The sequence below is a fragment of the Bartonella sp. AU18XJBT genome, from assembly GCF_028618595.1.
In the GTDB taxonomy this organism is placed as follows: domain Bacteria; phylum Pseudomonadota; class Alphaproteobacteria; order Rhizobiales; family Rhizobiaceae; genus Bartonella.
The window spans coordinates 1-8,688 of record NZ_JAQITE010000048.1 but is presented as its reverse complement, the minus strand read 5'-3'; the positions used below and the strand labels follow the sequence as shown (position 1 = coordinate 8,688).

Genomic DNA, 8,688 nt, shown 5'->3' with positions numbered 1-8,688 from the left:
GCGCTGTAGGACTTGCTCGATAAGGCTGTCCTCCGTACATCTGTAACACACGGTTAACAAAATCACTTGCACGCATGCCGCTGTTACCACCATTCAAACCAACCGCATTGCTGCCAACAATTTGCGCCGCATTGGCATGGGGATTTTGTAAAAGACGGGCTGCTCCACCTGCCCCTTGTTGATGGGCTAAATACAATTCCGCATCAGTAGGCGCTCTTCCCAAAACACGGCTTAAATGATTACGATTGTCAAGGGTCAACCGCCCCATGGCATCGGCTGCCTGCATAGGGTCAAAACGGTCTTGCAAACCATATTGTTTGGCTGTGCTGTCTATAAATTGATACAAACCACCCGCAGATGAACGTGGATTCCTTGCATTGGGATTGCCACCACTTTCCACTTGCGCAACACGGTACAAATAGCTTTCGGGCAAGCCATAACGCGCTGCTGTCTGACGTATCGCTTGATCTACGGAAGGATTATAATAGCTAGTCATTTTGTTAGCTTTCCCCATTGTTGATATCACTATTGCATTACTCAGAATTCCTAGATCCCGCTGTCATCATTCCCCACATTAATCGAGATAAAGAAGCATGAAAGCGTTTTGCAATATCATTGTTTACAAGTCCTTTTTCATAATCATTAATGAAATCTTGAATAATTTTTGCTACTTGTTTGTTATTATATCCCCCTACTTTTAAAGAATCGAGCTCTAGCATTTTTTTATCTAGTTTCTGGAGAGCTTTTAGATTTTTCTGGCTTGTTGTCATCCTGTGTGCATTTTTTAGTATTCTTACAACAGCATGCGGAAATTGCCCAATATCTTTATATTCTTTAAACCCTTGAAAAAGTTTTGGGCGTGCTCTATCTCTTAGCTCTGGAATTCCCTTATAGGTTTTATTATACAATTGTTCGTACTCAAAAGCGTCCTTTAGTCTCTTTACAGCATCTTCACCAAAAAGAGATTTTAGTTTTTCTACATAGCTGTCTGTGTTGAAAAGATTTTTATAATATTCTAACTTATCGCTAGAATTGAACATTTCATCATCAATCTTACTTCTTGTGCCTAATTTATAAGCATCTTCGAATGACGGAGCTCTATCACCAACAGATGACACTTTACCTTTACTTTGATATAGATTACTTTTATTCAGAGCCTCATTGATAGAAACAGAAGAACTCAAAGAATCGTATCCTTCTTTTATAGCTTTAGAGAGATCTTTATAAGAGGCAAAAACCTCCCTTGCTGTCTTATAATCCCCTGAAATGTCCTCTAGCAACTTTATAATATACTTTTCAAGTGAAACAAGATCCGCAGTGTCTATACCATTTAGATTATCACGTTGAATCTGATTGCTAATCTTTACTTTGGTTCGGTGAAGAATATCCATTATAGAATCAGGATATTTTTGTACATACGCCGCATCCGTAATTTTTCGATTATTGACATCTTGCGTAGCTTCTTCGTAAGCTTTCTTAAAATGTGAATGCTCCATTAACTGTTGCACCTTTTTTTGGTGTTCAGGCTTTAAAGCAGTACTTAATGCTGTATCATATAATGGTTGTGACTTTATACTACCTATATTATCAAAAGCTTTTTGAAGCTGTCCTGCATCCAGAGTCGAAGTAGATTTGTTTACTGACTCTTCTAAAGCATCTTCAAGATCTCCACTTCCCTTTCTTTTGATAAAGTTTTCATCTAGAGCTTTGCCCATTCGTCCTGAAATTCCAGCTGCTCTTTTACCAAGCTCTTCATTAAGCTGCTCATGAAGCATCCTATTGTTTTGAACTATACCATAAATATGATTTTTAAATCCTGGAATAATATCACTAAGACGTGCTTCAGAACCACTTTTTGCAAGAGTATCTGGTAGGTTTTTTATCCCCGAATGATATGCATAACTAGCAATATTCCGTAAATCTCTCTTAGAAAAACCATCTGGAGCTTTCTTTCCTGCATTGACGATAGCATTATACCCTCTCCCAGCAAAAGAACCTACGATAGAGAGAAATGGAGACGCTACACTTCCAATTGCAGCATTATTTATCCCACTATCTATAGAATCTCCCCATCCTACACCACTTCCAACTCCTGATAACGCTCCTGATAATGCACCTGATCTCACCGCTGTTTTAAGACCTAAATCTTTTCCTGGAATACCTATTGCTTCACCTACAAGACGGGGAAACAAACTAGCTTTTCTAGCTCCAAATGCTGCTAACCCTAACCTACTCGCAATTAACGGCACTCCCCCCGTCGCTATCAATGGTAAAATAGACCCTATAAAATTTCCACCAAATGATAACCAAGGATATGCTCTATGTACTGCCCTCTGATAAGCGCGTGCCTTCTTTACAGCCTCATCATAATTGCCTCCTGATAAGTGGGAAAACAAACCTTGAAGCTCATCACTAAAGTTTGCTGTAAGTCCTTCTGCAGTAGAGCTTCTGAGAGCATCCCACATCGAAATATTTTCAGTAGGATATTCTTCTTCTAACTTTTGTGTTTCTTCTGGATGCTGTGTAACCCCTGTATAGCTATTTTGTGCATTCCAAATTTTTTCCATTATATCTTTATCTGAAATATGGCCAATGATAGGAGAATAAGGTGTATAATTACTCATCTGCTGGCTGCTATTTTTATACAATGCCGCTTGAATTTTTTCCATTATGTCTTTATCTGAAATATGGCCAATAACAGGAGAATAAGGTACATATCCCATATCAATTTCTCTTTCACTTGTTTCTTATGTAACCACCGTCATCTACAAACATTTCACCTTTAGACAATCTATCCTCATCATCTTTATTTTTTACATGTGTAAATTGTGAAATAGGTAAAATAGGCAATGATAGAAAATGATTATATTCAGTGTTCAAATTATTTAAAAGTTTTTGTGTATTACTCCTTGCCTTCAACACTGCCTCTTTTACAGCTATAATTTCTTCTAACAATATATCTCGCCTCAGGTTTGTATCTAAATTTCCCAAACGGGTCTGTAATGATGTAAATTCTTGTATATTCATATTTCCATACCCTGACGCTCCATTTGGTGACTTCTGTTTCATTTCCTCCAAAGTATCACGTGCAAGATTCTTTCTAACCGCTTCAATATTTGACTTTAATATTGAAGCGTCAGTTGAAGATAATATTGAAAATATTGGTGCTAATATATTTATACCAGTTAATGTAGATCGAACTAGTTTTTCTGTATTCTCAAGTAACCTAATATTAGTATTCTGACTAACTAATTCAGATTTAAAAAATTGTTTTTGCTTTGTAAGCTTTTCTTTTTTTTCCTCATATGTCTTACTTCCTTTAGTAACCTTTGCTTCCCACTGTTTAGTCTCAGGATTAAAAACACCATAGTAATCAGGAGAAAATTTAGGTGGTGTATTATCTATTTGTTGAGAACTAGAACGTGCATTCATTCCTTGTGTAAACAACCCATTAAGCATTTGAGGATTACGTGCCATAATAGCAGCTTCTTCTTCACTATAGCCTTTAGATTTTAGGTATTCGACAGTCTGGTTAACCTGCCCTCTTTGTTTATCCCCTTCATTAAGATGCTTCACACCGCTTGCGAGCGTATCCCAACCAGAACCACCCGAGGGCGCTGCTGACATACCTGCAAAAAGATCTTGAAGCTTTTTATAAAAATCCGACTCGACAAACTTTTCAAAACCAGTTCGAGTATCTACTGGAGAAGTTTGTGACGGTTGTGTTGAAGTTGCCTCTTCTATAGGCGTAAGTTGATTAATCTCTTGTGCATTAGGGAGTGGTGGGTGATTACCTACGCCAAGTGGCATTTGCGCTTCTGCTTCAGGAACCGTATAGGGCTCTTTCTTATCATGATAGATTCCATCAGGAACTACAGAACCTACGTTAAGAGAAGAAAGAGAACCCGTATCAAACGGTTGATTAATAGAAATCGCACTAGGAACAACGGGACCTTGATGCTGCTGTATTACTCTCTGCAACATATTCATTTTTTCAAATGGTCTCTCACCAATCTTTGGAATAACCATTCCTAACAGCTTTCGACCATAGATCTCTTCACGCTTTTGGCGTTCTCTTTCTTCTTGAACTGTAGACCATGTTCTTCTAGCACGTTGTACTGTAGGTGGGAGATGTGCACTATTTTGTATTAAACCATCTGCTCCTATTCTAGACATCCTAACTAAAGGATGCTCACCTTGATCAGGAGGAATAAAAAAACGCGAAAGGTTATTGAACCAAGAACTTTTTTCCATTTCTTTCTTTCCTATACACCAAATTTTTTACCTAACAATGCGCCAAAAGGTTTAGAAATATCAGGAATCCCCATAAAACTTGTCGCTAGATTTGCTACTGTCGCAAAATTCTTCCAAGGATCATTGCCTGGCATCAGAGAAGATGTGTTGTTACCTGTTGTCGTGCCGTAATTTCTTGCAAAACCATGACCGGCGTTCATAAGCATATTCAACCTATTCCAGCCGCTATTGTCTTGTTCCAGCCAACGTTCGCGATTGGCATCAACAAGGCGTTGATTGTGAGCATCAAGCACACCTCCCCCTTGTATGGCATTGGAATAGGCATTCCCATAACCCTGTAAGAAGTTATTTGAGGCGCCCAATTGATTTTGATTGGCTTGGTCTATCATGGCATTGGCTTGCATCATGCGGTCCGCATCACGATTATATTGATCTGCTGTAGCGCTTGTAGACAAAGCACCAAGTTCATTTGCCAAGACACCTGTATGTGCACCAGAACCATAACGACCTGCACCCGCAAAAGAGCTGTTAATCGTATCTCTGACACGGTCTAAGCTATTTTGAAGGGCGGCATTAAAAGAGGGATTCTGTCCAACCATATCACCAGAAGCAACTCTTCCAAGATTGCTCGCTGCTGACGTTGGGTTGTAGATTGTATTCATCAAAGAACGGTTTTGATAATGCTGAGGTATGCTGCCAAGTCCACCAATTCCATAGCGCGTTTGATAACTCAACGGCGCAACACGCGCTCCCCCATACACATTACCCCCCATCCCTGTGTCATACATGTTATACGCATCCCTACCACCTCGCTTAAATACATTCTCCATCCAAGCAGGAGGGGCGCTTGTTTGTACCTGTTTCTGTTCTGTCGTTGCTGGTCTACTACTCCCCATGTCACAATTCCTTCCTATAATAAAGCATATCTATGCCATAGCCTTGTTTGTTCAGGGCACGTTTCCAGCCTAAACGACCCAAGATCTCCATTTCAGAAGCACCATTCTCACGCGCCCAATCCTCTACAAATGTCAAATTGTCAACTTGATCAAGAACACCCTTGCCGCTACATTCACAAATCAGAGCGCGCTTCTTTCCTAAAACTGTCTGCTGTATCTGGGTTGTGAATGCCGCTAAAAAGCGCTCGTCATCATTCAAAACAAGCCATAACTGTTTCTTGCCACTGCAAATCGCTTCAATAAGCTCTTGCAACGTGATTTCATGTTTGAAACGTTCCACATACTCTCTAAAGGATTCAATAATGTCTTTCAGATAGGGCGCTATACGCTCCATATCCCAAGACGTGGTCAAAAAGACTTTTGCCATTACCCTCTGCCTAAAGGACGTAAATCCACGTTAAAGCCCGTAATTGCCGTCCAAGGTTCATCTTTAGGAATGCGCAATTTAAAGCGGTGATAACGATTGCGTGAACGACCGTGATAAGCACCCGTAGCATAGGAACATTCTCTCTCCTTGTGCCATGTGATCGGCGTCTGATGATTGCGAAGACGACGTTCTCCGATACTTAAAAGACCTTGCGTCGTATCAACTTCGGCAAACATTTTTGTGATAAAGTTAAAATTTCCATCCGGTGCCCCCATCTCTTGCGAAACAACCGTTGCCTCCATGGGCGCCCCTGTAAACATAACAAGACAATTGTTTTCATCAAAAGCACCAAGCATTGGGGCGCCACTTTGCCAACGGGGGCTGTCTAAAGAAGCAGGTAATCCCTCAAGATTGATCGAAATCTCATCTAACTGTTCTAAAGTATACCCTGTCGTAAACACTGGAAACAATGTGAAAGGCTTCCCCTGTAGCGTCGACCATTTCTGTAATCCCCAATCATAGACAAAGGTCGTTTGCTCGTTATTGCCTCTCTTTAGGGACCAGTAAATCCGGTTATCAACGGGGTCTATAACCCCTTGCATCTCATCAAGAGCAAACTTATCAAAGGTTTTAAAAACCGTTCTATCAACTTTCTCAAAGCCTATCGGCAAAAGTTGACCATCAGCACTCATCTGATAAAAGCCACCATCACTAACAAAAAAAGCATCACTCCCACGACATGCTATAGAGGCTGCACTGCGGGCTCCTCGCTTGTCTTGTATCTTTTGAAAACTGAATACAATCTTCGAACCCGGAACAAAGGTTCCAGCATAAATAGCAGAACGCATAAAAATAAGGGGATTGGTGGTTTCCGTAGATCCTTGAATATATTCTCCATCCGGAAAATCTTGAAAATCGCAATTTTTCTCTTTAACCTTCCAATGGGTTGCATCATCTAAACCAGACCAATGGATGCGATTGGGATAATCTGTCAATTGCATCAAACAAACAAAGGGTCCCCAAACCTTAACCAAACTGGCTTTCGGTGGATTGCCTCCTAAATCTTCAAACCGTTCAGAACTATGAGTATTGAAAACTTGCGGTTTATCATTTTTATTCACCGCTATAATTCTTTGACCAAACAAGGCGAAAGACCATTGATTATCCTCATGTGCATGATACGTCACACCACTTTGACTGATATCTTTCCAACCCTTCGTTTGACTATCATAACTGTAAAGCTTTTTGGCTCCTCCTACGATTATCTTAACACCATTGCCACTTCTAAACGCTATGCACCCCAACGGCTTTTCTTCCAAAGGATGAGACACAACCGTTGCACTAGGCATGGGAATGTAACACCCATCGGCGGGTAAAACATTCACAAGCGTATCTGTAAAACTACCATTGACGACCGAAACATCTGGTCTGTAATCAGCGATTGGAAAATAAACCATATTAGAAATCCGTTGGAATTATTCGGGTGACGTTCTGACGTTTGGACGTCTCTGCACGCAATTCATGCAATTGCTCGGTAAAGTCATTGTAAGCGGCGGCTGCACAATCGGGTTCTTTAAGAATATTCTTGTACAGTTCATATTTTGCACGCGCTTTGATCAAATCAAACGCGTGCACAAACCATGGGTGCTCCTCATCGACACTCTCTATCTCTGATAAACGCAATGGAGAGAGAATGAGTTGAATCTGGTAGGCTCTATCCGGTGTGGGATAAAGATGTAATTTCCTATCAAAATAACTGTAACAAACCGGCGTTCCTTGCTGTTCTGATGTCAACAAAGGTTCTAGAGCAAAAGGACTTCTCCGCTCTAATTCAAGCTTATGATGTTCATTGGACTTAAGATAAACCCTTTTGATTTTCACAGCTGTTTCAATAGGACGGGTATCGCTTGCATCATAAACTCCTTGCCCCGCCCGCGTTTGAAACATCACATCACGGCTTTCGTTAAAGTAAAAAGTCTCCCTCTCACAAAAACGAATAGCAGCAAAAATACTTTCTTGGATTTGTGCTACATACTCGTCCGTAATATCATCAATCTCATCTTGGATAACTGACACGAGGTGGGAAAGCGTTTTTCTATGACGATAAACATTTTGACTAGCCGGTATTGGGCTGCCTGTCTTGACCCGAATATAATGACGCGTCATCAGAATACCTTTCTGTGAAAAATATTATTATTGACATTATACATCATGTGCATTATAGTGCACTAATGGTAGCGATAATAAAAACAACAGATGAATTCGATGAATGGTTAGAAAAGCTTAAAGACAGAAAAGCTGCAGATATAATTCTTACAAGACTTCATAGAATTCGTTTAGGACTTTTGGGTGATGCGAAGTTTTTTAATGGCATAGGTGAATTGCGTATCCACTATGGTGCTGGGTATCGAGTTTATTTCACAAAAAAAGGCGATAAAATCGTTATATTGCTTTGGGGTGGTAATAAATCCACACAATCTAATGATATTCAAAAAGCCTTATCTATTTTAGAGGATCTTAAAAATGAAATTGAAAACCTTTAACTTTGAAAAACACCTCACAACTCCAGAATCTCAAGAATTCTTTTTAAATGAAGCCTTCAAAACTGGTGATGCCTCTCATATAGCAGATGCCCTTGGTATTGTTGCACGTGCTCAAAATATGAGAGCCTTAGCAAAAGAAACCAATCGTGAACGCAGTGGTTTATATCGCTCCTTAAGTAAGACTGGTGATCCTAAACTTTCTACCTTAGTCGCTGTCTTATCTGCCCTTAATTTACAACTCTCGGTACAATCTGCTACTTCATAAAAAGGAGAGTTAATAGATCTCTCCCTTCAATTTCAGTGATTGGTTACAAATTCAACGACGATACTTGCTTGACCAGCTTGGACTGTTTTATCGGCTTTCGCATAAAGCGTGACCTCTTTATCAGAGGGAACAAACTCCTTCTGATTAGAAATTGTCGCTGCTTTAATACCAGCTTGTTTGATCTCTAACTCACCAAACTCATTGCCGCCAGCAGTGCTGCCTATTTTGACCTTTGTGTCCGAAAACGCCGTCTTAATAAACGCCTTGATTGATGTTATTAAAGCACCACGAGGGAGAGTGCCT

General features: G+C 40.1%; 10 protein-coding genes. 2 read left to right on the top strand and 8 right to left on the bottom strand.

What is annotated here, in order from left to right:
• The 7 genes from PVV60_RS08805 to PVV60_RS08775 all read right to left on the bottom strand — a co-directional run.
• Nucleotides 1–496: transglycosylase SLT domain-containing protein (locus PVV60_RS08805; protein WP_273724363.1), on the bottom strand; the 496-nt coding region annotated here is incomplete at its 3' end.
• A 37-nt stretch (nucleotides 497–533) separates the two neighbouring features.
• Entirely contained in the window at nucleotides 534–2,723 is a 2,190-nt protein-coding gene (locus tag PVV60_RS08800) for a hypothetical protein (protein ID WP_273724361.1), read from the bottom strand.
• Between the two features lie 13 nt (nucleotides 2,724–2,736).
• A complete protein-coding gene (locus PVV60_RS08795) occupies nucleotides 2,737–4,254 on the bottom strand; it encodes a hypothetical protein (protein ID WP_273724359.1) in 1,518 nt (505 codons plus the stop codon).
• Nucleotides 4,255–4,265: 11 nt separating this feature from the next.
• Complete coding sequence (locus tag PVV60_RS08790; protein WP_273724357.1) at nucleotides 4,266–5,150, bottom strand: hypothetical protein; 885 nt, start codon at nucleotides 5,148–5,150, stop codon at nucleotides 4,266–4,268.
• A 1-nt stretch (nucleotide 5,151) separates the two neighbouring features.
• On the bottom strand, nucleotides 5,152–5,577 hold the full coding sequence (locus tag PVV60_RS08785) for a hypothetical protein (protein ID WP_273724355.1): 426 nt from the start codon (nucleotides 5,575–5,577) through the stop codon (nucleotides 5,152–5,154).
• The gene (locus PVV60_RS08780; RefSeq protein ID WP_273724353.1) at nucleotides 5,577–7,034 is read right to left on the bottom strand and encodes a hypothetical protein; all 1,458 of its coding nucleotides are present in this window, start codon (nucleotides 7,032–7,034) and stop codon (nucleotides 5,577–5,579) included. Before PVV60_RS08780 ends, PVV60_RS08785 begins: the two co-directional genes overlap by 1 nt.
• 1 nt (nucleotide 7,035) lies before the next feature.
• Nucleotides 7,036–7,743, bottom strand: coding sequence for a hypothetical protein (locus PVV60_RS08775; RefSeq protein ID WP_273724351.1), 708 nt, complete (start codon nucleotides 7,741–7,743; stop codon nucleotides 7,036–7,038).
• A gap of 65 nt (nucleotides 7,744–7,808) precedes the next feature.
• Between PVV60_RS08775 and PVV60_RS08770 the strand changes: the two genes are divergently transcribed.
• Nucleotides 7,809–8,120 carry a type II toxin-antitoxin system RelE/ParE family toxin gene (locus PVV60_RS08770; RefSeq protein ID WP_273724349.1) on the top strand — a complete coding sequence of 104 codons (312 nt, stop codon included), beginning with the start codon at nucleotides 7,809–7,811 and terminating at the stop codon, nucleotides 8,118–8,120.
• Nucleotides 8,101–8,385, top strand: coding sequence for an addiction module antidote protein (locus tag PVV60_RS08765; RefSeq protein ID WP_273724347.1), 285 nt, complete (start codon nucleotides 8,101–8,103; stop codon nucleotides 8,383–8,385). The genes PVV60_RS08770 and PVV60_RS08765 overlap by 20 nt, the downstream gene beginning before the upstream one ends.
• 32 nt (nucleotides 8,386–8,417) lie before the next feature.
• On the opposite strand, the gene PVV60_RS08760 is transcribed toward PVV60_RS08765, so the two are convergent.
• Nucleotides 8,418–8,688: hypothetical protein (locus PVV60_RS08760; protein ID WP_273724346.1), on the bottom strand; the 271-nt coding region annotated here is incomplete at its 5' end.